Below are 22,295 nucleotides of genomic sequence, written 5' to 3'. Positions count from 1 at the left end.
AGTAAAAAAAGCTACAAAATATTGTTGAGTGTGCAAGTAGATGGTAAAATTAGCATTTGAGGAATAAAAATCTAATTATACATAACAAGGAGTGGCAAAAATGGAAAAAGTACTTATTTTCGGGCATAAAAACCCAGACACAGATACAATTTGTTCTGCTATTGCTTATGCTGATCTGAAAAGCAAATTAGGTCAAAATGTTGAGCCGGTTCGTTTAGGAGAAGTAAATGGAGAAACTCAATATGCGTTAGACTACTTCAATCAAGAAGCACCGCGTCTTGTAGAAACAGTTGCTAATGAAGTAAATGACGTCATTTTAGTAGACCATAATGAGCGTCAACAAAGTGTAGAAGACATCGATAGTGTACGTGTGTTAGAAGTAATTGACCATCATAGAATTGCAAACTTTGAAACAGCTGATCCTTTGTATTTCCGCGCAGAGCCAGTTGGGTGTACAGCAACGATTCTTTTAAAGCTATATAAAGAAAAGAATGTTGCCGTTAGCAAAGAGATTGCTGGATTAATGCTATCAGCAATTATTTCAGATTCATTATTGTTTAAGTCGCCGACTTGCACACAAGAAGATATTGATGCGGCAGAAGAATTAGCTAAAATCGCTGAAGTAGATAGCGCAGTATACGGGCTAGAAATGCTGAAAGCAGGAGCGGATTTAAGCGACAAAACAGTTGCTCAACTTATCTCTTTAGATGCGAAAGAGTTCACGATGGCAGACAGTAAGGTAGAAATTGCACAAGTAAATGCTGTAGATACAAACGATGTATTAGCGCGTCAAGGAGAGCTAGAAGAAGCCATCACTCAAGTAATTGCTGAAAAAGAATTAGATTTATTTGTACTAGTTGTAACAGATATTTTAAACAACGATTCAATCGTGCTGGCACTAGGACAAGCAGCAAAAACCGTTGAAAAAGGCTTTGGTGTAACATTAGAAAATAACACAGCACTATTAAAAGGTGTTGTATCACGCAAAAAACAAGTTGTTCCGCAATTAACAGAAGGATTTACGAAATAATATTTATTTTCTTAGAAGCAGCCCTGTGCTGCTTTTTTTTCTTTTCACATAAAACGCTAAAAAAGCCCAACAATAACATTAAATGCTTCAAGAATACGTATTGAAAGAAAGTGGGGAATGATACGTGTCATCAGGGGAAACAGATGTAGTAATAGTTGGTGCCGGTTTAGCAGGCTTATCCGCAGCTCTAAAATTAAAAGAACAGAATCGTTCATTTATCGTGTTAGAAGCCCGTCATAGATCAGGAGGAAGAATCCATACAATTAAAACAGAAGAGCAGATCGCAATAGATTTGGGTGCTCAATGGGTGAGCCCTTATCATAAGCGCGTTAAGCAACTAGTAACCAAGTACGGTCTTCGACTAACACCAACATACCGAACTGGTAATACAATTTATGATTTTAATGGAGTCATTGAGAAAAAAACAGGCTCTTGGCCACTGTCACTAATAGAAGCGCTTGATGCATTAAAGCTTAAAATGAGAATGAATATCTTGAGTAAACAACTCTCAAAAGACTGTCCGTGGAAAACAGAATTAGCGCAAGAATTGGATAAAAAAACAGTCGAGCAATTTATTATAGAACATGGATCTACGAATAAGGCTAAACAATTATTTCAACTATTGCTTGAAGAAGTTTTATGCAGTAAATTGTATGAGGTTTCAACCCTTGATTTGCTATGGTGTATCGCGGCTGCTGGATCAATAGATCGATTACTAACAGCTGAGGATTATTGGATTGAAGAGGGAGCAGGTACACTAACAAAAAGAATAGCTGACAGTTTAGAGGGGCAGATCCAGTTTAATCAACAAGTACAATCAATTGAATATGATGCTGATGGAGTATTTGTACATACATATAATCAAAATTGGAGAGCGAAAAAAGTTGTGCTAGCGGTCCCTCCTAATCTTGTAACGCGTATTCAATTTTCACCGCCTTTGTTAGCCGATCGAGCTCAATTAAATGAACGAGCCGGTATGCCATCAGTGATAAAGTTGATCTTTACCTACGGAAAACCATTTTGGAGGGAACAAGGGTACAATGGTACAGTTTATTCTAATCAAGGACCGGTGAAGCTAACGCTTGATAGCTCCCCAACCGATATGAGTAAGGGTGTATTAACGACCTTTATCACAGGTGAGTTTGCCCGTAAGTTAGGTAGATTATCAGTTGAAAGCAGAATAAATCAAATCAAAAATCAGTTAAGACGTTATTTTGGTCAATTAGTGATGTCGCCATGTCAAGTATTTGAAAAAGATTGGTCAGATGATGAATGGACTAGAGGAGGGTATGGAATACATTTTCCAATAGGTGTTATTAGTCAATTAGGGCCAAGCTTAAGAAATCCAATTGGACCCATCCATTGGGCGGGGACTGAGCTAGCATCAGAATGGAGAATGTACATGGAGGGAGCCATACAATCCGGCGAACGGGCGGCAATGGATGTGGTAGAGCTACTTAAATGAACGAAATGGAAAAAGTATGTATGGAGAATATTGACATAAGCCATACTACTAGCAAAACTGCAAAAAGGAGTGTCCTCTTATGACATTCGAACTAGGAACAGAATATAAAATAGCTCACGTGATGCCAGGTGTTTTTAATTCGGCTGATACATTAACAATCGTCAGACAAAGTGGAGACATTGTTCAATTTACACTTGGAAATGGAAAGGGAAGAGGAGCTATGCCGGTTGATCACCTGAAATATTTATTAAATAAAAACGAGCTTACGGTAAATAAGCGCTCACTACTAAATCATGACGATACAAATGAGAAAATAGGATAGATAATAGAAAAGGAAGAAAAACACTTGGAAAAACAAGTGTTTTTCTTTTTTAGCTCTAATGTTTAAGACTAGGTTGAAAAATTATAATTTATGTCATATAGGCAATCACCTTGTTACAATATCTACATATGTTGGAATTAAAGGATGGGAGAGGGTGATTTACATGACTGGAAAAATTATTAACTATTATGCAGGTGGTAATACCGCAAAGGGATTTTATAGTTTATATGATAATGCATTGCAAGACTTAGAACGGATATTTATTCTAAAAGGTGGCCCTGGCACAGGAAAATCCTCCTTAATGAAAACTGTTGGGGAGGAAATGGTTAACAAAGGCTTAGATATTGAATTTCTGCATTGCTCTTCCGATAATAACTCGATTGATGGTGTCATTATTCCTCAGTATAAAATTGGAATCGTTGACGGAACAGCTCCACATGTCATTGAACCGAAAGCACCGGGAATTATTGATGAATATGTTAACTTAAGTGTTGCATGGGATCGAACCAAGTTATTACCGTATAAGAACGAAATTTTTGAGTTGAACAAGGCTATTTTTGAAAAGTTTCAGACTGCTTACCATACATTTGCAGCAGCATTAAAAGCGCACGACGATATAGAAGAAATTTATATAAACAATATGGATTTTGATGAAGCGAATAAATTAACAGAAGAGTTAATTCAACAATTTTATGGTGAAAAGACAAAGGAAAAAATATCAACTGTGAAACATCGTTTTTTAGGAGCTGCAACACCAAAGGGGGCAGTTGATTTTATTCAAAATTTAACAGAGGATATAGAAAAGCGTTATTTTATTAAAGGGAGAGCGGGATCAGGCAAATCAACAATGTTGAAGAAAATTGCTGCCGCAGGTGAGGAAAAAGGATATGATGTTGAGGTGTATCATTGTGGTTTTGATCCTCATAGCTTAGATATGGTTATTTTGAGAGAGCTTGGTGTTGCTATCTTTGATAGTACGGCACCCCATGAATATTTCCCTAATAGAGAAACAGATGAAATTGTTGATATGTATCAAAGGTGTATAGCACAAGGAACGGATGAAAAATTTGCAGATGACATTGCTAGAACAACCAAACCATATAAAGATAAAATGAAAGAAGGAGTATCTTATTTAGCAGAGGCAAAAGAGCTGCGTGATCAATTAGAAGCATATTATATTGAAGCCATGGATTTTAGTAAAGTCGATCAATTGAAACAAGAGATCCTACAAGAAATAGAAGAGATCATTGCAGCGAAATAATAATTAAGCAAAAGCAAAAGAGGATGTCGCAAAGCCACTTGCGGACATCCTCTAGTTAATTTCAGCTAGCAAATAATGCCGCTTTTATCGTCTTGAATTTGAAACCACATTTACAAATAATACTATGTTTAAGTTGCTTCATTTCAGACTGACAGTAAGGACAAATAGAACTTTTTTTATTCATAGATATTTACTCCTTTATGAGAATGTCACCATTTTTGATTTTTGCAAAACAACATTTGTTAAGGCTTGATAAATCTAGAATCTGTATTAGGTATAGGTGGACGATAATAGTTTGCATTGAGCTCTTCTGTGACAACTTTACATTCGTAGTCATTATCATATAAAACTTCAAGATGGTCTGAAACAAAGCCAACTGGAGCATAAATAAAGGAACGAAATCCTTTGTTAAACAAATCTTTTGTTAAATCTCTTCTTGTTGTTGATTAAGGGCTTGTTCAAGTTTAGAAGCTTGTTCAAGCGTGATTTGGGCAAGAGGGGAAATTCCACCAATAGCTTGATAACGCTCGGAAAGATCCTTAACCATTTCATCAGTTGGTGTTTTGCCATGTTGTATATGTGTGTAGTAGGGAACAATATCAGATTCCTGATAAGGGGTTCCATAAGCCATCACTAACAGGTCTACTTTTCTTCTTTTCATTTTTTTCACCTCAGTGATAAAATTATAATTTTCTTCATTTTTATCATTTAATAAATAGATCCGGGATCTACTACTGATAATGGACCCCGGCCAATGAGAATAGATATTGAGATAAAATAATTGATATCATAGCAGTAAGACTGTATGACCCTGTAAGTAATAATAACATCTATCAAAGAAAAATCAATACTTAATTATAATTATTTTAAATAGATATCTGTTTTAATTTAAAAAATGAAAGCGAGAGAGATCCCCGCTTTCACCGAAGAATAGCTTACCAAAGTACTTCGAGTACATTGCCATCAAAAATATTTGTATCTATGTTACAAGTTTCAGCATCAATACCATACTGCCAGCCCCCAATTAAGCCACCGTCGGGATATTCAGGATTATAGTCAGGAGCATTGTCTTCTGTTGTAATTCCCTCATTAGGTGCAGCGGTCCAAATATACATTTCATCTAGAATGCTAGAGTTTTCTTCAGCAGCTGCTTCAAAAGCAACATAAAGTTCCTCACTAGGGTCAAATATTCCGTATATACCAGAACTGTATTCAGATTCGGAAACGACATCATGCCATCCTTGAATAAAAGAAGAATCAATTGGATAAATGGGTTCTACATTAGCAAATAGAGCAACACCTTCTGGTATTCCTAAGTCTCTTGCAGTTTCTACAGCTTCAGTTGCTTCATTTTGACCGTTCTCATATCCAGTTCCATCTGTAAAGTGATTCCAAATCACAAGAATTTGAATGTCATTTGATTGAAGTAACTCAATTTCTTCTTCTGTTAAGCCGTAAGAAACACCTTCATTTGTCCCAAGGTAACGTCCCCATACTTGTGGATCGCCAAAGTTATCTCTGACACAGGCAAGCATCTCCTCCGTGGTTAAGCTAGCCGAATCAACTCCCCACACCGTATCAGGTGTATCTTCTCCATTCCCATCATCACTGCCATTTCCGTTCTCACCGTTTTCAGATTCGTCATTGTTCTCATCGTTTTCCGTTTCAGATTCTTTGTCTGTTTTATGTGCTGTAATATCATTGGTAATACTGTTAGTGACATTAACACCAATATTGACATCAATTTGATTAGTAACATTATTATCAACGATATTATTTTCCCCACTAACGATTTTGTTATCAATTGTATTATCGACTTCTGCTTCATCAGCTTTAATGGAGTTATCGATGTTATTATGAATCTCCCCGCCACTAGCAGATATTTCATTTGTAATTTGATTGTTTACTAGACTATCTCCATTTGAAGCTGTATGAGCCTCATTATTGTTGCTATCATTTTCTTGAGATTCTTGATCAGCTAAAACAGGTGTAGAATCTGGTGAGTTAACTTGGCTGAAAAATGTAAGAGTAAAGATAAACAGGAGGGAAACGACACCAAGTAAAAGAAAAGATCGGTTCTTCTGATTCATTCATTTTTCACCTCATTTCATTCTCGAATTATCATACGTAGTAGGACGATCGTTCGTGAATGAAATGGGTTGTATTTAGCAAAAGGAGCAGTATTTCTTTAGAATCATAGAGGGAAGAATTCGGAGTTTATTCAACTTTCATTATGAGCACTGCGTCTAATGAAGAAATTTCGAATCATCTTGATCATCTTGATTTAAGATCTGACCAAGTCCTTCCTCTGCCACTTTAATCCTGAACTTTTCATATAAATACAAAGAAAACATTTCAAATTGTTCTCTATTGCTCATGTCAGAGATCAATTTATGGATGTCTTCATCCGAAAAGTTTTGCAAAATCCCATTAATAATAATGAGAGCATCTTCTTCGTCGCCAGTTAATTGATCTTTGTATAATTGATAGAGATTATTAATAAATTTCAATGCTCATTCCTCCTAGAGTGTATTAATATTAGAATGAGTTGATTAAATAAAGCTTATTCATTAAAAAAATTGATAAGTAATGTAACATTTGTTTAAAAAGGCACTGGGAGAAAAATACTAATGCTAAAAGAGAACAACTTTTGTATGATAACATAGAGGTGATTTCATGTTTTTATCTCCGATGTTATTAAAAGAGGTTGATACACCCCCAGAAGATTATGCTAATGTCATTACTGAATTAAAATTAGATGGGATTCGAATAATATTTTCTAACTTAAACAACAATCCTCGTTTGTATACTCGCACAGGTCATGATGTAACCCATTTATTTCCTGAGCTCATTTCTGTGCAATTACCAAAAGGAGTCATTTTAGACGGAGAATTAATTGTACCCGATCGTAATAATAAACCAAGTTATAGGCTCTTGATGGATAAAATCAAACAAAAAGAGACTACTCTTTCTGTGCAATATGTAGCGTATGATCTATTGTATTATCGAGGGGAGAAAATTACTCAATTCCCACTTTTAAAACGCAAGAAGATACTAGATCAAATCATTCCTACTGATACCATTACGATTGTAACTTCTCAATGGTTTGAAGGAAACTCACAAACCTATTTTGAAGTCGTAAAAAGATATGGACTAGAAGGAATTGTAGTGAAAAAACCTATGTCAAAATATCGGTGTGGTGTTCGCTCAGGTGACTGGGTTAAAATCCTCAATCGAGATTATGAGGATAATCTAACTTTGAGAAGTGACTTCGAGTCTTGGCTAGTAAATGATAATAAAAAGAAGGTTGTCTTTTTAAATATACAATTAAAAAAGAATCGGAAAAACTTATATGAATATTACCGTAAATTTATTACCGGTAATAAAAAGGATTCTTCACAATAAGAAGAATCCTTTTTACGTTCATTCGTTCACTAACAACTAAGCAAGAAAAAGATAATTTCATTGCTTATCAATCTATTAATCCTCCAAAAATTTTTTATAAAGATAAAACCCAAGTTGTACCTTTAGAAAATCCTCGTAACAGTTAAAATCCAAACTAAGGAGATGCTCTATTTTCTTGATGCGATGATAGAGTGTGTTTGTATGGATATGAAGCTCCTTGGCAGTAGCCGCCATAGACCGGTTGTTCTGAATATAGGTAAAAAGAGTCCCGAGTAATTCCTCTTGTTTTTCATGGGTTGTCCATAATGGAGAAAATGTCTCTTTCATGAATGCCTCTATTTCTGCTGGAGGACGATCTAAAAAAAAGCTACTGATTCCAATTTTCTTATAATGAATGATCCCTTTTTCTATTTGCTTCCTTAAGTAGAGAAGAGCTTTCTCAGCTTTTACATGATTTTCTTCGGCTTGTCCAGGAGGGTAGTATCCTGTGCTGATTCCCCCTCGGGCTACTACGGTATACCGGTCGTTCCACCATTTTATGGCGTTCTCGATAATTTCTATCCAATATGCTTCCTGATTTGCATTTTGAACAGCAGAAAAAACCGTAATTTTATTGTTATAGCTAAAGAGCAGACTATCTTTAAAAGGCATTTGCTCTCTCAGGTGTGATAGTAGTAGCAGTGCTTCGTTTTCGAGAGAATGTAGGTCGAGATTTCCATCTAATTCAATTAAAGCTGTTTGAAGAAAAGAATGGTGATGAATTCCTAATTCTTCGGCAGTAAGCTCAGCCTGCTTCGGATTTTTAATTTTCAAAAATTGTTGGTACGATTCATAGGTTTTCTTGTACATGATTTCCGTTTGCGATCTTCGCTTCATAATTTCAAGAGATAGAATGGGTGCTCCTTGCTCTATGATTAAATGGTCGAGTTGTGATAATGGAGCGTTTCCTTCAACAATAAGACAGCCTAATAAAATGGAACCTGATCTAATCGGGTAAATGAAACAATGTACGGACACAGTATCATAGATTGTTACATAAGCAGGTTTCGTTTTTGTTCGGAAAAGAAGGAAGAGGTCATCTATACGTCTTGCAAAATACTTATCGTGTTTTGGAGAAAATGTTCCTTCAACATAATCGACATACACACAATTGCTTTTCATTAATTTATTCATTTCTAAAATAATCGCATCAAGCCCTCTATTCTCAACTGATAATCCTGTGAGTAGATTATGAATGTTTGTTCTTTTTTCTAATAGGATATTTGTTTCTTTGAGCCTTTGCGATAAAAGGGTTGCTTCATTCAATGTTTCTTGCACTTCGGTATGGAGTTTCGCATTATAAAGGGCGATCGCTGCTTGCGAAGCGAAACTTTGTAAGAGGTGGAGATCGATTTCGCTAATTCCGTCTTCAATATCAAAGCAATGAAGTGTCATTACCCCAATCCGATTTTTTCCGAATGAAACAGGAACGGCTAATATAGACTTTATATTTTGATTGTTATAGTGGGCCGTATCTATCAAGTCAAAATTCTCTCTGCTCAAATCACCCATACTATTATAAATTTCTTCCCGTGAGGAAATTAGCCGCACACAACCATCTCTAAAAACTTTTCCTGTAATAGACTCACCGACATTTACTTTAAAGAAGCTAATGTTATCATTAAAGCCCACACTCGCCTTTATGATCAGTTTATTTGAGGATTCATCCAACATTTGAATATAGCCAGCCTCTGCGGTCTCGACGATATTTAATGCGTAATGCATGATTTTTTTTAGGACCTCATCCAATTCGAGAGTCGAGTTCATTGCTCGAAAACTTTCCATTAAATTCATTACATGATCCAGTGCCTTTTTGTTTTCAAAACTTAATTGATTAAGAAATACTTCTTTATTAGCCGCCACATTTTCACCGCCTGTTGTTGATATCAACAATTTCACTACACTAACATTGTTTACTTACATATTGATGTTCTACTTGAAATTATATAATATTTAGTAATCACAGAAAAGTATTACTATTCTTTAATTTGCAAGCGTTAACAAAGGTTAGAGGAGGAAATAGGTATGGAAAAAGTAGCATATAAAGAACTCGAAGCAAAATTCGAAGAGCTTGTTAGTATTAGACGTGATTTACATATGTACCCTGAATTATCATTTGAAGAACAAAGAACGCCAGAAATGATTGCTACCTATTTAAGAGAACTAGGACTTGAGGTTAAAACTGAAGTGGGAGGACGGGGAGTCACAGCTTTACTAAAAGGAGGAAAACCAGGAAAAACAGTTGCTCTCCGTGCTGATTTTGATGCACTACCCATTCAAGATGAGAAATCTGTTCCTTATAAATCAAAAATAGCCGGTGTCATGCATGCATGTGGGCATGACATTCATACTGCCTCACTACTAGGTACTGCATGCGCGCTTAGTAAAGTGAAAGACAATCTGCATGGCAATGTATTGTTTATTCATCAATTTGCCGAAGAGGTCATTCCTGGTGGAGCAAAAGCAATGATTGAAGATGGCTGTCTCAATGATGTAGATGTGATCTACGGCGCTCATGTATTGTCAAATGTACCAGTAGGTCAAGTTTGTTTTAAAGAAAATTATATGATGGCAGCTGGAGATAAATTTGAAATTGTTATCGAAGGAAAGGGGGGCATGGATCTTCACCGCACCTTGCGATTGATCCCATACTTATAGGAAGTCAAATTGTTACTGGCATTCAACAGATCGCTGCTAGTCGTATAAATGCGACAGATCCCTCTGTTATAACTGTATGTTCCTTTGATGGTGTTAGCAGCTATAATATTATTCCAGATAAAGTGACTTTGTCTGGGACTGTTCGAACCTTTTCGAATGAAGCGCGCGAGCTTGCTGAAAAAAATATACGGCAAATAGCAGAGGGGGCTTGTAGCTCAGCGGGAGCTACAAGTGAAGTCAATTATGAATATGGTTACCCTTCTGTATGTAACGACCCGGAAGAAGCCCTTCGGATTAAACGAATAGGGGAAGAAATTGTAGGGAAAGAAAATGTTTCAGAATCCCCTTTGCAAATGGCGATGGAGGATTTTGCTTACTATGTAAGAAAGAGACCCGGTGCATTCTTTAATGTCGGAGGGAAGAATCCTGATATTCAGGCTGTTTTCCCGCACCATCATCCTAAATTTGATGTAGACGAGCAGTCCATTCTTATCGCAGGAAAAATGTTTATATCACTTGTTTTTGATTATTTAAACGGATCACAACAAGACAGCAAGGAATTTTCATTACATATGAGTAAATAAGAGGGAGAGAAAGTTATGAAACAACCGAAAAAGAACAAAAGACAAACGATTCTTGTACTCCTATTTTTAGGATGGTGTTTATCTTATCTAGACAGGATGGCAATGAACGTAGGAATTGTCGAAATTGCCAAAGACTTTAACCTGAGCCCGTCTGTAATGGGGATCGTATTAAGTAGCTTTTTTGCTGGCTATACTTTGATGCAATTACCAGGAGGCTGGTTAGCTGATAAATATGGATCAAGAAAAGTCATAACAATTGCCATACTCGTTTGGTCATTTTTCACCGTTTTAACTGGGATGGCTTGGTCGCTTTTATCAATGATTATTATTCGTTTTATGTTCGGCCTTGGGGAAGGTGGGTATCCGGCAGCGAGCTCAAAAGCCATTGCTGATGCCTTTCCTAAAGAAGAACGAACAAGTGCTCAGACAATTATGATGTCTTCCAATTCACTTGGAGGGGTGATCGCCCCTTTAATAGCTACACCACTACTAGTATGGATTGGTTGGCAAAATCTCTTTATCGCCATTGGCTTAATTGGTATCATATTTGCCTGGCTAATGTGGCACTATTTAAGACCGGAGAATATGCTGATCGAAGTAATTAAACAAGATCGAATTGAAAAATCATCTTTTAAAGATATTTTAAAAGTTCCAACGAGCTGGCAATTAGCAATTATGTGGTTTGCAGTAAGTACAGTCGTATGGGGACTCATTTCTTGGATGCCTCCTTATCTTGTCAATGTAAGAGGTCTTGATTTGATGTCTATGGGGCTGCTAACATCGATACCTGCCTTATTTGGAGCAATTGGGGTTATTGTCGGTGGGCAACTGATTAAATCACGTCTAAGCGGAAAAGAAAAACACCTTTCCATCGTGAGTCTACTTATCATGATTGGATCACTGTACATGTTATACAATGCTTCGTCCGTTGCTCTTGTTATTGTTTACCAATCAATTTGTATGCTTTTTCACGGCCCTGTTGTCGCGACAGTTTTTAGTCATCCACATAAGCTATTCCCTAAAAACGTGTTAGGGTCTACATTTGGAATGGTAAATCTTGGCGGAATGATTGGCGCATTATTAGCGCCGATGGTAATGGGATTTTTAATTGAAATTTCTAATGGAATGTATGTCTCTGCCTTTATTTATATTATTGCATGTGCAACTGTAGGAATTTTTGCAGCATTTAGTCTGAATTCAAAAGATAATGCTTTTAACAAGCCTCATCCAGTGACTGAACATGATCAGGTAGTATAGAATGCAAACAGGATAAGTGATTTTAAGATTAAGTCTGAGAGTTACTATATAATAGGCGTAACTAAATGAAATAGGACAAACACCTTAATGTTATTTGGGAACGGATACATTAAGGTGTTTTTTGTGAAAACATAGCTAGTCCTAGTATTCAGTTTATGACCTAAAATGTTACTATTAAACATTTACTGTTCACTTCGTTTTTGATAAAATGAAAATGATTATAATTATCAATTAATTAAGAGGTGCAACAGATGGATAAGATCTATTTCTGTAAAGAAAATGACTTTAAAACTAAGAAACTATATAAAACGTTAAAATCGTCTTATCCTGATTTAAAGATTAAGAGAAAAGGATGTTTAGGGAAATGCAAAACATGTAAAGAGTGTCCCTTCTCTCTGGTCGATGGAAAAGTAGTTAAATGTGATTCGAATGATGAGTTATATAGAAAACTGAACAAGAAGATCTTAAAGAAAACCGTATAGCTAAATTCCAAGTTAATAAAGAGCGCTAGGATTAGAATGTAAAAGCATAGAAGCATAACGATAACATTGTCAATTAAAAAAAGGCGTTGTTTCAAAAGGCCAGAAAAGCCCTTTTGAAACAACGCCTTTTTAAGCTTGTTAGAAAACCTCACAAGGAATCAACTAAAATTTGAATTTTCAGCTAAAATAAAAATAATACTTAGTTAAACCTATACCGGTAGTGAAAAGGGGTTTGGACTATGCCTAAAATGACAGGAGAACAGGTCTTGCAAGAAAAGTATCAAACTACAAAGCGTGCTAAAGCTTTTTATGACAATCAAATGTTAGATCATGTTAATGTATTTATGCAAGAATTCATTAAGAATCAAGAAATGGTTTTTATCTCGACTTCAGATCAAAAAGGAAACTGTGACTCTTCCTTTAGGTCAGGACCACGAGGGTTTGTAAAAATCCTTAATCAATCGACGCTTATGTATCCAGAATATCGAGGAAATGGCGTAATGGCTAGTATGGGAAATATGATAGAAAACCCGAATATAGGTTTAATGTTTATCGATTTCATTGAGCACAGAATTGGTTTGCATGTTAATGGCAAAGCGTATATCTACGAGAATGAAGAATTAGACGCCCTTAATCTCTCAGAAGAACAAAGAATGGACATACGAATAGAAGAGGGGAAGAAAGCTACAAGGTGGGTCATTATTGAGATTAAAGAAGCTTTTATCCATTGTTCGAAAAATATTCCTAAATTGAAAAAAGATAAGGAGGGAGAAGTGCAACTATCAGGAGGAGATTTTTTTAATGTTAAACAAACGAAAAGAAAGGAAGAAATACAACTCTAACGCTGGTTGATTGAGAGGATTTAATCCTCTCAATCAGCCTTCTTTCTTTAAACTTGTCTATCATGTGAGCGGAAAATATCGAGTAGTTCATCAGAGTTTGAAATGACATCAGCAAGTGTATATTGATCCAGGACAGATAAGTAGGCTTGAAGAGCTTTGTTTAAAGTGAACTTCAGGTTACATGCAGGACTTATGATGCACATATTATTTTCTTTATCAAAGCACTCTACGATATGTAAGTTTTCTGTTTTACGTACAACTGCACCTATATTAATATCTGCAGGATCTTTAGCTAATTTAATTCCGCCATTTTTTCCACGAACTGTTGAAATCAAACCTATTTGTCCTAATTCATAGACAACTTTACTCATATGGTTAGTAGAAACTTTATAGATTTCTGATATTTCTTTAATTCTTGCTAGCGTATTATCATTTTTTTGAGTCCCTAAGTAAATAAGAGTTCTAAGAGCATAATCAGTATAACTGGTAAGATGCAAAATCATCACCTCAATTCATAAAACGTTTGATCATAGAGCCTGTATTTAATTATTATTACCCTTTAATCATACAGCAAAAAAGACGAAAGGTCTTTAGGAAAGCCTTCGATTATTTTGGTTATCATCAAAAAGTATGTAAGATTATATTACTTTTGTAAAATAAAGATATCAGTGTGTAGAAAAAAATTCAGTCGATGAAAAAGGTATGTATAAATTAGTAAGGAATGTATGAATAGTTTTAGAGTACTATTCATACATTCCTTAGCAAAAAAACAAAGTGAATTAGAAAATTGCTTACATGACAACTTTGATCTGACGTAAACGTTTTTCGTCAGTTTCATCAACTTCAAGCGTAATATGTTCATAGGAAATTTGTTCACCTTTATGAGGTAATCTCTGGAAAAGCTCCATTAACCATCCTCCTAATGTGTGATAGCTTGAATCAGGCAACTCAATTTTTGTGAGTCTAGCGAAATCATCAAGAGGGTAATCAGCAGAAATTATGTACGTAGAGGGATCGACTTGTTTTAATAACTTAATCGTTTCATCATGTTCATCCCAAATTTCACCTACGATCTCTTCCAGAATATCCTCTAACGTAATCAGTCCAGCAGTTCCACCATATTCGTCAACGACAATTGCCATATGTGTTTTTTGTTTTTGTAATTGCGGCAACAGGTTTGATACTCTCATCGACTCCACAACGAATAAAGGGTCCCTTATTAATGACTGAATGTTTATCTCAGCATGTTCATTTTTTACTAATGATGTGAGAAAGTCTTTTTCGGAAAGAATTCCAATAATATTATCAATGTGTCCTTCGTATACAGGAATCCGTGAGTAGCGCTCTCGAAAATAAACTTCCTTAATTTCTTCAATTGTGCTTTTACTATTAATGGCAATGATATCCGTACGAGGTTTTAAAATTTCAGCGACAATAATATCATTAAATTCTAAAGAGCGATGAACTAGCTCTCTTTCATGTTGTTCAATGACTCCTTCTTCTTCACTAATATCGATCATGACTTTTAATTCTTCCTCAGTCAATGAGGGGACGTTAGCTTTGGGCCTGATTAATTTTGAAACAGCTTTTCGTATTTGAATAAAAGCCCAAGTAACTGGTTTAAAGATCTGCATTAATAGAAATAATACACCAGAAATTTTCAAACTATATGTTTCCGCGAACTCTTTTGCAAAAGATTTTGGGAGAATTTCACCAAAAATTAAAACGAGTATAGTGACAACAAAAGTACTTATAAAGACACCTAAGTTAGGCCCGAAGAGTTGTATAGCTAATTGAGAAGAAAGGGTAGCTGCAGCTATGTTCACTAAATTATTTCCAACTAAAATTGTGGAAAGTGCTTCATCAAAGTTAGAAGCAATAGCTAAAGATCTTTTTGCTCCTTTTCTGCCCTCGTCTGAATAGTTCTTTAACCTAATTTTGTTTACACTTGAAAAAGCTGTTTCTGCAGATGAAAAGAAGGCAGATAAAAAGAGTAAAAAAACTAGCAATAAAACAAGTGTTGTTGGAATTTCATTCAAGATAAGCCCTCCTAACTCAGCTTTATTAAGAAGGTTCCCCTATAAAGAGACGAAATATAAATAGAAATTTAGATGAAGCAGCTTCGTGACAATTAGCCATCTGTTAAGTAAACTTAGAATGAGTTTAAACGAAAGAATATTGAGGTGAGTGTAATGATGTATTTAATCGCTGTTTTATTACCACCGCTGGCAGTATTGTTAGCTGGCCGACCTTTCCAAGCAGTTTTGAACTTAATTTTAACCATGTTCTTTTGGTTGCCAGGAGCCATCCATGCATGTTTTATCGTAGCTGATAAAAAAGCAGATAGAAGAGCAAAGAAATATGGCAACAGAGGGTAAAAATAAAAAAAACAATCACCACTCTTTAGTCTTTCTTGTATTCGGTACTAAAGACCTACTTTTGGATTTCCTATACATATTTTAGGATAAAGAGTACTATTTTTAATTATGTAGTATAGGAATAAAGTATTAAAGAGGGCGGGATAAAGATGGGGTTCTCCCTAAAAAAAACAGATTTCTTGGTTTCAGATAAAGGAATTAGCGTCGTAGAGAAGATTCAAATTGGTGGTATTGACCAAGCTCTTCTCATTCAAGGAGAACGAAAAGACAATCCTATTTTGTTATTCTTACACGGGGGTCCATCAATGCCTTTACCAGGTGTCTCATGTCGAGGAGTGGATTACACGATTGTGTCGAATACAAAAGAACTTGTTAAGAAATTTACTATTGTATTTTGGGATCAGCGAGGCACTGGGAAGTCCTATAGTAAGGTAATTAACAGTGAGACGATGAATATTACTCAATTTATTAACGATGCCAATGAAATAACAGAGTATTTAAGAAAAAAGTTTAACCAAAAAAAATCTTTTTAATTGGTCATTCCTGGGGATCAGTGATTGGTCTACAATTAATACATTTATATCCGGAAAAGTATCACTCGTATATAGGCGTTTCGCAAATAATTAATTGGGTTGAGAATGATCGCCTAGCTCTAACATGGGCCAAAGGCCAAGCTAAAAAAAGAAATCATAAAAAAGCATTAGAAGAATTAACGGAGGTCGGTCAACCTCCTTTTGTAGAAAGCTTTGAACAATGGGGGATATTAAGAAAATGGCAAGCTCGATTCAATTCAATGATTTACTCAGATGCAAAGAAGGGTGTGAAACACCCTGGGTACTTATCTGTAATAAAGGTGTTAATAAGCTCTAAAGATTATTCTCTTAAAGATATATATAACTCTTTTTATAAAGGTTTCAAATTAATCTATACAATTGATTTTATAAATGAGTTACCTAATATCGATTTTTTGACGATGGTAAAGAAAGTAGAGGTACCGATTACGTTTATTCACGGCAAACATGATTTTCATGTCAGTAGCAAGTTAGTTGAGACATTTTATAATGAAATAGATGCAAGAATGGGTAAGCGATTCTTATGGATGGATAAATCAGCACATATATTTCACCCAGATGATACAAAGAAAATAGAATCTGTATTAATTGAAGAATTAAAATATGTAAAGTGAAAAGAAAGGATGACATAGAAAGCCTTGAACCTTCTAGTCATCCTTTCATTATTTATTATATGCAATTAAATCAAATTGCTTCGCACCATCTTGTATCTCGACCGCATAAGCACTTTTAGCATGTCCATTTTCACCGAGATACGTTTCTAATCCGCCCATCCCGCGATGATAAGCGGTTAATGCATGATCCCAATCATTGTACTTATTATAAAGAAAATCTAAATACGTTACCGATAGCTGAATGGAATAGAGTGGGTCGAATAATAATTCATCATTATAGGGTAAATCAGCCATGTCAGCAATCCAAGGGGCGGTATTTTTCATAAACTGAGCTAACCCATAAGCGTGACCAAAGCGTGTCTCTGGACCGACAAGAGTGGGGTCGAATGTGCCTCCTGTTTCTGTTTTTAACAATTCATAAACGATAAAGGGGTCAATTTCATGTTGTTGAGATAATTCAGCTAAAAATAAACCCCATTCTTTTTTGAAATTCCCATCACTATCTTCGTGCAGCTGATCAGCTACATCCATTGATGTTACCCAAGAATCATAGTTTTTATCGAAATCAACAGAAACTAACTTACTCGCAAAGTACCCTTGCATTTCCTGCATGTTTTGATTCACTTTTTGAACTTCTTCAAACTTTTTCGCTTCTTCTATTTGCTTTGATAAATTAATGTTTTGTAATAAGAAAAAACCAGCCATGGAAGAAAGGACTGTGATGAGGATAATGGTTTTCTTTTTCATCTCTGTACCTCCTAATATAGTTAACGTTGCTTCGAACGTTCAATGCTTTACATCGTAACGAAGCTAACACTAAAACACAATTATTGAATAGAGGGATTTAAAGATATATTCTTAGATACATACTGATGTAATAACCCTAACGGCATTTCTTATTCATTTATCACCGTTCTGCTCCTTACAGCTCTGTTTCCCATGAAAAACACTGAGTGAATTTTCCTATAATGTTAAAAATTATAAAATAAGTTCCAAAATGTGTAATTGACATACAGAATAATTTCAAAAGAAAGCTTATTAAAAAGAGAAATTTTCAAGTGAAGTTGAAGAAGTAAAACCAAAAATTTCAATTCATTGTAATCATAAAAACGCTCATATTAAACTTAGGTCTAACATTTGTTAGCTGAAATAAACAATCAAAGGAGCGTTAAAAATGGGAAAGAAGAAAAAAATACAAGGTAAATTTGATGATGTAGAATATTCTGAAGAGCTAGCTGATTCCGAAGATCAAGAAGCAATGGCACGAATGGAAGCGGCTGACCAACGAGCAACAAAAGGACGAAAAAAGAAAAATAAATAAAAAAAGGACTCTCATTTGAGAGTCCTTTATAACGTTCATTACTTTTGAACGTTAGCAGCTTGTGGTCCACGAGCACCTTGCTCGATTTCAAATGTTACAGTTTGACCTTCTTCTAATGATTTGAAACCTTCACCTTGAATAGCAGAGAAGTGTACGAATACATCGTCGCTTCCTTCAACTTCAATAAATCCGAAACCTTTTTCTGCATTAAACCATTTTACTGTACCTTGTGTCATGATATTGCCTCCAACGTGGATTACCCACAAAAATTATTACTATCCTTGCTCATGAATAATCCATCAAGACAAAACCACTTAATTAAGAAAGTCTTTACTCTATCAGTACTATCGAACAAAAATAATTATACTTATCATATCAGTAAAGATAGGTAATTGCAAGGTTAATTTGAAAAAAATTCAAGTTAAGGTTGAAGATCTTCTAATTCTTCCTCAAAATAGAATGTACTTGGGTATTCCAAGCATGTGTAAGAAAATCTTTTCATATTTGGGACATAGCTATGTTTATTTATCGTGATCGTTTCACCTGTAGCTTTAAGACGCACCTTTTGATTTGACACATATTTATTTTTATTTTTCAAGTTAGTTCCCACTTCCTTTATGGTATTTTATTAAGTATCTCATAAGTTTGAGGGGAAAGAAACCGCTTGTTTGACTAGTAATGGTCTTAGAGGTGAAGAGTTGAAATAAATTCCTTAAAATTATTGAGAGTTATTCATTCTCTTTCTTTCCAACAATTCCATAGAAGAAAATACTCGTAATTTCTTCTGTTAATGGAAGGATCTTTTTATAGATCTCTTCCTTTTGTATATAGTCTTTTAACATCTGAATGTAAAAAAGAATCGCTTCTTGCGAAAGAGTAGGGTCAACATAACCTTGCTCCATGCCTTCTTGAAACAGCTTTGTAAAAATGGGGATTGTCTTTTCCTCATAAATTTTGTCTATATAATTTCCCTCTTTTGAATATTCCTTCATTAAATAATGATAAAACTCTTCATGGATTTGCTGAGCGACTTCTCTTTTTGTAAATATGATTTGCTTTAATTTCTCAGGGAAAGAGATGTCACTATGTACAACTTGTTCAAAATCGCTTAGCGCTTTATCGACATAGTAGATAAACACTTCATGTATTAACGTGTGTTTATTCTCAAAATAGTTATAGATAGTCACTTGGGATACATTTGCTTCTTTCGCAATTTCAGAAATAGAAACCTTTTGAATCCCATATGTCATAAACAAAGCAGTAGCTGCGTCTAAAATATTTCGTTTTTTTTGTTCTTTTCGCCGTTGAAACCCGTCCACATTTTTCACCTCACTATTATTTTAATGAAAATTATGTATTAAAACAAATAAAAGAGTTCATAACCTGTTGTCAAATTGTATCGTGTTGTATATTATGAACTTTATAAGTTAAAATATTTCAAAACCTTGGGTTAGAGAGAGGATCTAATATGTTGATGATCGAAACTAACAATCTAACAAAACGCTTTGGGAAGCTTACCGCTTTAAGTAATGTAGATATAAAAGTAAGAAAAGGGGAAGTATTTGGATTTATCGGTCCAAATGGTGCCGGAAAGTCGACAACGATTCGTATTTTGTTAGGCATCTTAAAAGCAACAGAAGGGGAAGCGACGATTTTTGGTAAAGATGCCTGGCTTAATGCTGTTGAAATTCATAAAAAATTAGCTTATGTACCTGGAGATGTAAATCTTTGGCCAAACTTGACTGGAGGAGAAGTGATTGATTTATTTATGGGCTTGCGCGGAGATTCTGCTCGTCCACGTCGAGATGAATTGATTGAGAAATTTAATCTAGATCCTACAAAAAAATGTCGTACTTACTCGAAAGGAAACCGTCAAAAGGTAGCCTTAATCTCAGCGTTTGCTTCAAATGCAGATTTATATATATTAGATGAGCCTACATCAGGACTAGACCCGTTAATGGAGAAAGTGTTTCAAGATTGTGTACTTGAGGCAAAAAGTGCTGGGAAAAGTGTTCTTCTATCAAGTCATATTTTATCAGAAGTAGAAAGGCTTTGTGATACGGTCGGAATCATTAGAGAAGGAAGGATAATTGAGACTGGCTCATTAAAAGAACTTCGTCATTTAACGAGAACTAGTTTAACCGTAGAGACGAAGCAGCCGATTGCTGGTTTAACTCAAATTCATGGTATATATGATTTAAAGCAAACAGGTCAGACTCTATCCTTTCAGGTTGAAGCCAATGATCTCGATGCTATCATGAAATATATTAGTCAATTTGGATTAGTCAAGCTTGAAAGTGCACCCCCTACACTAGAGGATTTATTCATGCGCCATTATGAAATGAATGATCAGAATAAAGGAGTTGGAGGTGAATTGTAATGTGGAACCATTTATTCAGCCAAACAGGAAAAATCGTCCGCTTTATGATTCGTCGTGATTGGATTCGAATTTCAACTTGGTTATTTTTAATTTTGTTGCTCACAATGATAACAGCTGTTTCTTTCACTGATTTATACCAAAATGAACAAGAAAGGCAAGCTATAGCAGAAACGATGAGGAACCCAGCGATGACGGCAATGGTTGGACCTGGATATGGATTAGATGAATATACAACTGGTCCAATGCTTGCTCATCAAATGTTGTTATTTACGGCCATAATCGTTGCAATCATGAGTATCCTCCTTGTTGTTCGTCATACACGTTTAGATGAAGAAGAAGGAAGAATCGAATTAATAAGATCTTTGCCTGTCGGACGTCTTTCCAACGTAAGTGCAGCAATGATCGTATTATTTTCTACAAATATTCTATTATCTCTCATCATTGGATTTGGGTTGTATAGTTTACAAATTGAAGGGCTCTATCTATTTGATTCTCTTCTATATGGAGCGGCATTAGGGGTTACTGGTATTTTTTTCTCCGCTGTTGCAGCCTTATTTGCACAGCTTGCAGAAAATTCTCGAGGAGCAATAGGTTATACATTTGCTGTGCTAGGTGGAGCGTATGTAATCAGGGCAATTGGAGATGTAAACGTTGAAACACTTTCGTGGCTATCTCCATTAGGCTGGGTATTAAAGACTGAAGTGTACGTAAATAACTATTGGTGGCCGCTCCTTCTCAAGTTAGCTGGAGCTATAATAATTGTTGGAATCACTCTTTATTTGCACGCACTTCGTGATCTAGGTTCAGGGATATTGCCTGCAAAACCAGGAAAAAAGCATGCATCACGGATGTTGAAAAATCCTTTCGGGTTAGCATTTAGACTTCAAAGGACAGGAATCATAGCTTGGGCATTAGGTATGTTTGTCTTGGGGGCATCATATGGTTCGGTCTTTGGTGACCTGGAAGATTTCTTTTTAAATAATGAACTGTTAAGTCAAATGTTAGCCCCAATAGAAGGGTTAACACTAACGGAGCAGTTTTTAACGATGCTCATGTCGGTTATAGCTATGATCTGTACAGTGCCATCTCTTATGTTTATGTTGAAACTTAAAGGAGAAGAAACTAAAGGCAGAATAGATCATTTATTAGTCCGAACGATATCTCGAATCAAATTAATGGGAAGTTATCTTGCTCTTTCAGTCATTTCGGGAGTTGTCATGCTAATACTAGCTGTATTTGGCTTATGGTTAGCTACCTCTACTGTAATGGATGAACCTCTGTCATTTATTTTGCTGGTTGAATCTGCCATTGTATACTTGCCTGCAATTTGGCTTATGATCAACTTAACTGTTCTGTTAATAGGTTTCTTCCCCCGTTTAACGAATGTAATCTGGCTCTATTTAGGCTACTCATTTCTCGTTGTTTATTTAGGTGGCCTCTTGCAGTTTCCTGAATGGATGGGAAATCTCTCTCCTTATGGTCATGTCCCTCAGGTACCAGTAGAAGAGAGTAACTTTGTCAGTCTTTCCATCTTAATTTGTCTCTCTATTGCAGCAATGATCCTTGGACTATTCAGTTATAAAAAACGTGATCTCTTATCCTAACATCTAGTTTCTTAAGATTCAGGGTTGTCCGAAAAAAAGTAAAAGAAGCTAATCTATTGGGCATTTTTAGAAGTCTATATG

25 protein-coding genes and 1 pseudogene are annotated in these 22,295 nt (G+C 35.4%); 16 read left to right on the top strand and 10 right to left on the bottom strand.

The window, feature by feature from the left end; all coding sequences use genetic code 11:
• Positions 1-100 precede the first annotated feature (100 nt).
• The 4 genes from BkAM31D_RS11605 to BkAM31D_RS11590 all read left to right on the top strand — a co-directional run bounded on the left by BkAM31D_RS11605 (position 101) and on the right by BkAM31D_RS11590 (position 4,078).
• The gene (locus BkAM31D_RS11605; protein WP_066149253.1) at positions 101-1,030 is read left to right on the top strand and encodes a manganese-dependent inorganic pyrophosphatase; all 930 of its coding nucleotides are present in this window, start codon (positions 101-103) and stop codon (positions 1,028-1,030) included.
• Positions 1,031-1,154: 124 nt separating this feature from the next.
• On the top strand, positions 1,155-2,495 hold the full coding sequence (locus tag BkAM31D_RS11600; RefSeq protein ID WP_066149251.1) for a flavin monoamine oxidase family protein: 1,341 nt from the start codon (positions 1,155-1,157) through the stop codon (positions 2,493-2,495).
• A 79-nt stretch (positions 2,496-2,574) separates the two neighbouring features.
• Positions 2,575-2,817 (top strand): hypothetical protein, encoded by a 243-nt coding sequence (locus BkAM31D_RS11595; RefSeq protein WP_066149250.1) that lies wholly within the window; start codon positions 2,575-2,577, stop codon positions 2,815-2,817.
• 163 nt (positions 2,818-2,980) lie between these two features.
• Positions 2,981-4,078 (top strand): PRK06851 family protein, encoded by a 1,098-nt coding sequence (locus BkAM31D_RS11590; protein WP_066149248.1) that lies wholly within the window; start codon positions 2,981-2,983, stop codon positions 4,076-4,078.
• A 242-nt stretch (positions 4,079-4,320) separates the two neighbouring features.
• Here the strand turns inward: BkAM31D_RS11590 and BkAM31D_RS24955 are convergent, their stop codons facing one another.
• From BkAM31D_RS24955 to BkAM31D_RS11575, 4 genes and pseudogenes are all read right to left on the bottom strand, one after another.
• A complete protein-coding gene (locus tag BkAM31D_RS24955) occupies positions 4,321-4,494 on the bottom strand; it encodes a ferrochelatase (RefSeq protein WP_439951158.1) in 174 nt (57 codons plus the stop codon).
• An 11-nt stretch (positions 4,495-4,505) separates the two neighbouring features.
• Positions 4,506-4,739 (bottom strand): annotated as a pseudogene (locus tag BkAM31D_RS24950) (ferrochelatase); the annotation flags it as partial.
• Positions 4,740-5,013: 274 nt separating this feature from the next.
• Positions 5,014-6,168: a glycoside hydrolase domain-containing protein gene (locus BkAM31D_RS11580; RefSeq protein WP_066149244.1), complete on the bottom strand. Its 1,155-nt coding sequence runs from the start codon at positions 6,166-6,168 to the stop codon at positions 5,014-5,016.
• Between the two features lie 156 nt (positions 6,169-6,324).
• Complete coding sequence (locus BkAM31D_RS11575; RefSeq protein ID WP_066149242.1) at positions 6,325-6,588, bottom strand: DUF6154 family protein; 264 nt, start codon at positions 6,586-6,588, stop codon at positions 6,325-6,327.
• 166 nt (positions 6,589-6,754) lie between these two features.
• Here BkAM31D_RS11575 and BkAM31D_RS11570 point away from each other — a divergent pair, with 166 nt between their 5' ends.
• Positions 6,755-7,483, top strand: coding sequence for an ATP-dependent DNA ligase (locus BkAM31D_RS11570; RefSeq protein ID WP_066149240.1), 729 nt, complete (start codon positions 6,755-6,757; stop codon positions 7,481-7,483).
• 75 nt (positions 7,484-7,558) lie between these two features.
• Here the strand turns inward: BkAM31D_RS11570 and BkAM31D_RS11565 are convergent, their stop codons facing one another.
• On the bottom strand, positions 7,559-9,385 hold the full coding sequence (locus BkAM31D_RS11565; protein WP_066149238.1) for a helix-turn-helix domain-containing protein: 1,827 nt from the start codon (positions 9,383-9,385) through the stop codon (positions 7,559-7,561).
• Between the two features lie 162 nt (positions 9,386-9,547).
• Here BkAM31D_RS11565 and BkAM31D_RS24865 point away from each other — a divergent pair, with 162 nt between their 5' ends.
• The 5 genes from BkAM31D_RS24865 to BkAM31D_RS11545 all read left to right on the top strand — a co-directional run bounded on the left by BkAM31D_RS24865 (position 9,548) and on the right by BkAM31D_RS11545 (position 13,345).
• Positions 9,548-10,180 carry a M20 metallopeptidase family protein gene (locus BkAM31D_RS24865; protein ID WP_371807159.1) on the top strand — a complete coding sequence of 211 codons (633 nt, stop codon included), beginning with the start codon at positions 9,548-9,550 and terminating at the stop codon, positions 10,178-10,180.
• Positions 10,162-10,764: a M20 metallopeptidase family protein gene (locus BkAM31D_RS24860; protein ID WP_371807203.1), complete on the top strand. Its 603-nt coding sequence runs from the start codon at positions 10,162-10,164 to the stop codon at positions 10,762-10,764. The genes BkAM31D_RS24865 and BkAM31D_RS24860 overlap by 19 nt, the downstream gene beginning before the upstream one ends.
• Before the next feature lie 15 nt (positions 10,765-10,779).
• The gene (locus tag BkAM31D_RS11555) at positions 10,780-12,021 is read left to right on the top strand and encodes an MFS transporter (protein WP_084371928.1); all 1,242 of its coding nucleotides are present in this window, start codon (positions 10,780-10,782) and stop codon (positions 12,019-12,021) included.
• Between the two features lie 251 nt (positions 12,022-12,272).
• On the top strand, positions 12,273-12,503 hold the full coding sequence (locus tag BkAM31D_RS11550) for a DUF1450 domain-containing protein (RefSeq protein ID WP_066149235.1): 231 nt from the start codon (positions 12,273-12,275) through the stop codon (positions 12,501-12,503).
• Between the two features lie 239 nt (positions 12,504-12,742).
• Entirely contained in the window at positions 12,743-13,345 is a 603-nt protein-coding gene (locus BkAM31D_RS11545; protein WP_066149233.1) for a pyridoxamine 5'-phosphate oxidase family protein, read from the top strand.
• Positions 13,346-13,392: 47 nt separating this feature from the next.
• Here BkAM31D_RS11545 and BkAM31D_RS11540 read toward each other — a convergent pair whose 3' ends face one another.
• Both BkAM31D_RS11540 and BkAM31D_RS11535 read right to left on the bottom strand, forming a co-directional pair.
• The gene (locus tag BkAM31D_RS11540; protein ID WP_066149231.1) at positions 13,393-13,842 is read right to left on the bottom strand and encodes an Rrf2 family transcriptional regulator; all 450 of its coding nucleotides are present in this window, start codon (positions 13,840-13,842) and stop codon (positions 13,393-13,395) included.
• 294 nt (positions 13,843-14,136) lie between these two features.
• On the bottom strand, positions 14,137-15,384 hold the full coding sequence (locus tag BkAM31D_RS11535) for a hemolysin family protein (RefSeq protein WP_066149230.1): 1,248 nt from the start codon (positions 15,382-15,384) through the stop codon (positions 14,137-14,139).
• A 153-nt stretch (positions 15,385-15,537) separates the two neighbouring features.
• On the opposite strand from BkAM31D_RS11535, the gene BkAM31D_RS11530 reads away from it, so the two are divergent.
• From BkAM31D_RS11530 to BkAM31D_RS24315, 3 genes are all read left to right on the top strand, one after another.
• Positions 15,538-15,723 carry a YqaE/Pmp3 family membrane protein gene (locus tag BkAM31D_RS11530; protein ID WP_066149228.1) on the top strand — a complete coding sequence of 62 codons (186 nt, stop codon included), beginning with the start codon at positions 15,538-15,540 and terminating at the stop codon, positions 15,721-15,723.
• Positions 15,724-15,872: 149 nt separating this feature from the next.
• Complete coding sequence (locus tag BkAM31D_RS24320; RefSeq protein WP_235820234.1) at positions 15,873-16,256, top strand: alpha/beta fold hydrolase; 384 nt, start codon at positions 15,873-15,875, stop codon at positions 16,254-16,256.
• Between the two features lie 20 nt (positions 16,257-16,276).
• Entirely contained in the window at positions 16,277-16,909 is a 633-nt protein-coding gene (locus BkAM31D_RS24315; protein WP_235820232.1) for an alpha/beta fold hydrolase, read from the top strand.
• A gap of 48 nt (positions 16,910-16,957) precedes the next feature.
• Here BkAM31D_RS24315 and BkAM31D_RS11520 read toward each other — a convergent pair whose 3' ends face one another.
• Complete coding sequence (locus BkAM31D_RS11520) at positions 16,958-17,656, bottom strand: lytic transglycosylase domain-containing protein (RefSeq protein ID WP_066149225.1); 699 nt, start codon at positions 17,654-17,656, stop codon at positions 16,958-16,960.
• Positions 17,657-18,083: 427 nt separating this feature from the next.
• Here BkAM31D_RS11520 and BkAM31D_RS11515 point away from each other — a divergent pair, with 427 nt between their 5' ends.
• Positions 18,084-18,230: a YfhD family protein gene (locus tag BkAM31D_RS11515; protein ID WP_084371927.1), complete on the top strand. Its 147-nt coding sequence runs from the start codon at positions 18,084-18,086 to the stop codon at positions 18,228-18,230.
• Positions 18,231-18,268: 38 nt separating this feature from the next.
• Here the strand turns inward: BkAM31D_RS11515 and BkAM31D_RS11510 are convergent, their stop codons facing one another.
• Together BkAM31D_RS11510 and BkAM31D_RS11505 are read right to left on the bottom strand one after the other, a co-directional pair.
• Positions 18,269-18,466, bottom strand: a complete 198-nt coding sequence (locus tag BkAM31D_RS11510) for a cold-shock protein (RefSeq protein ID WP_066149223.1) — start codon at positions 18,464-18,466, stop codon at positions 18,269-18,271.
• 492 nt (positions 18,467-18,958) lie between these two features.
• Positions 18,959-19,549, bottom strand: a complete 591-nt coding sequence (locus BkAM31D_RS11505; protein WP_066149220.1) for a TetR/AcrR family transcriptional regulator — start codon at positions 19,547-19,549, stop codon at positions 18,959-18,961.
• A gap of 149 nt (positions 19,550-19,698) precedes the next feature.
• Here BkAM31D_RS11505 and BkAM31D_RS11500 point away from each other — a divergent pair, with 149 nt between their 5' ends.
• On the top strand, positions 19,699-20,610 hold the full coding sequence (locus tag BkAM31D_RS11500) for an ABC transporter ATP-binding protein (protein WP_066149218.1): 912 nt from the start codon (positions 19,699-19,701) through the stop codon (positions 20,608-20,610).
• A complete protein-coding gene (locus BkAM31D_RS11495; protein WP_066149216.1) occupies positions 20,610-22,214 on the top strand; it encodes an ABC transporter permease in 1,605 nt (534 codons plus the stop codon). Before BkAM31D_RS11500 ends, BkAM31D_RS11495 begins: the two co-directional genes overlap by 1 nt.
• The last annotated feature ends 81 nt before the right edge of the window (positions 22,215-22,295 follow it).

The organism is Halalkalibacter krulwichiae (assembly GCF_002109385.1).
Taxonomy (GTDB): Bacteria; Bacillota; Bacilli; order Bacillales; family Bacillaceae_D; genus Halalkalibacter; species Halalkalibacter krulwichiae.
Note: the sequence above shows the minus strand (reverse complement) of the source record. Positions and strands in the feature narration are given on the sequence as shown.

Excerpts from the sequence above, each read along its gene's own strand:
- BkAM31D_RS11605 (WP_066149253.1), top strand. The coding sequence starts at position 101 with ATGGAAAAAGTACTTATTTTCGGGCATAAAAACCCAGACACAGATACA.
- BkAM31D_RS11595 (WP_066149250.1), top strand. The coding sequence starts at position 2,575 with ATGACATTCGAACTAGGAACAGAATATAAAATAGCTCACGTGATGCCA.
- BkAM31D_RS11590 (WP_066149248.1), top strand. The coding sequence starts at position 2,981 with ATGACTGGAAAAATTATTAACTATTATGCAGGTGGTAATACCGCAAAG.
- BkAM31D_RS11580 (WP_066149244.1), bottom strand. The coding sequence starts at position 6,168 with ATGAATCAGAAGAACCGATCTTTTCTTTTACTTGGTGTCGTTTCCCTC.
- BkAM31D_RS11570 (WP_066149240.1), top strand. The coding sequence starts at position 6,755 with ATGTTTTTATCTCCGATGTTATTAAAAGAGGTTGATACACCCCCAGAA.
- BkAM31D_RS24865 (WP_371807159.1), top strand. The coding sequence starts at position 9,548 with ATGGAAAAAGTAGCATATAAAGAACTCGAAGCAAAATTCGAAGAGCTT.
- BkAM31D_RS11555 (WP_084371928.1), top strand. The coding sequence starts at position 10,780 with ATGAAACAACCGAAAAAGAACAAAAGACAAACGATTCTTGTACTCCTA.
- BkAM31D_RS11550 (WP_066149235.1), top strand. The coding sequence starts at position 12,273 with ATGGATAAGATCTATTTCTGTAAAGAAAATGACTTTAAAACTAAGAAA.
- BkAM31D_RS11545 (WP_066149233.1), top strand. The coding sequence starts at position 12,743 with ATGCCTAAAATGACAGGAGAACAGGTCTTGCAAGAAAAGTATCAAACT.
- BkAM31D_RS11530 (WP_066149228.1), top strand. The coding sequence starts at position 15,538 with ATGATGTATTTAATCGCTGTTTTATTACCACCGCTGGCAGTATTGTTA.
- BkAM31D_RS24320 (WP_235820234.1), top strand. The coding sequence starts at position 15,873 with ATGGGGTTCTCCCTAAAAAAAACAGATTTCTTGGTTTCAGATAAAGGA.
- BkAM31D_RS11520 (WP_066149225.1), bottom strand. The coding sequence starts at position 17,656 with ATGAAAAAGAAAACCATTATCCTCATCACAGTCCTTTCTTCCATGGCT.
- BkAM31D_RS11515 (WP_084371927.1), top strand. The coding sequence starts at position 18,084 with ATGGGAAAGAAGAAAAAAATACAAGGTAAATTTGATGATGTAGAATAT.
- BkAM31D_RS11510 (WP_066149223.1), bottom strand. The coding sequence starts at position 18,466 with ATGACACAAGGTACAGTAAAATGGTTTAATGCAGAAAAAGGTTTCGGA.
- BkAM31D_RS11500 (WP_066149218.1), top strand. The coding sequence starts at position 19,699 with ATGTTGATGATCGAAACTAACAATCTAACAAAACGCTTTGGGAAGCTT.
- BkAM31D_RS11495 (WP_066149216.1), top strand. The coding sequence starts at position 20,610 with ATGTGGAACCATTTATTCAGCCAAACAGGAAAAATCGTCCGCTTTATG.